Source organism: Vibrio sp. 811 (genome assembly GCF_033339195.1).
In genome coordinates this window covers 1-519 of the sequence record NZ_JAWOUB010000941.1, presented here as the reverse complement: position 1 = coordinate 519, position 519 = coordinate 1, and the positions used below count along the sequence as shown (strand labels likewise).

The following is a 519-nucleotide window of genomic DNA, read 5'->3' as shown; positions in this document are numbered from 1 at the left end:
GGTATTATGCAAGTGACGCAAGAGTACGCGCATTTTATGTCTGGCCAAACGTTTGACAAGCTCACGTTGACCGACAAAGTGAGTGGCCAAACTTACGATTTATCGAACGCAGAAGCGAAAGTCTATTCCATTCCAGGTGCGTTAGTGCAGGTGTTGGACTTGGACGATATTCACGTGCAAATGGTGCTGCGCTTCGTGACTGACCGCTCTTCGCTGGTGGAAACGCTCATCACTAACAAAACTGATCGTGATATGAACTTGGCGTTGGAGTGGGACGGCGAGTTGGTGAAATACGCACTGTCGACGCGCAAAGACCAAACCGTGGCGCAGTACTACCCAGATTACAAGCGCCAGATTTCGACCATCGAGAACGGCATTAAAATTAACTTTAGCGAGATGAAAGACAACTGGGCGATCCGTAATGACCGCGATGCCGAGTTCCGCATTACTCGTTCTCTACCGACGAAGACGTTCACCAACGAAACCTCATTCAGTTCTACCGCGGAGATGAGCCTACCA

1 pseudogene is annotated in these 519 nt (G+C 49.7%); it reads left to right on the top strand.

The window, feature by feature from the left end:
- Positions 1-6: 6 nt before the first annotated feature.
- Positions 7-519 (top strand): annotated as a pseudogene (locus tag R7Q46_RS30245) (alpha-glucosidase); the annotation flags it as partial.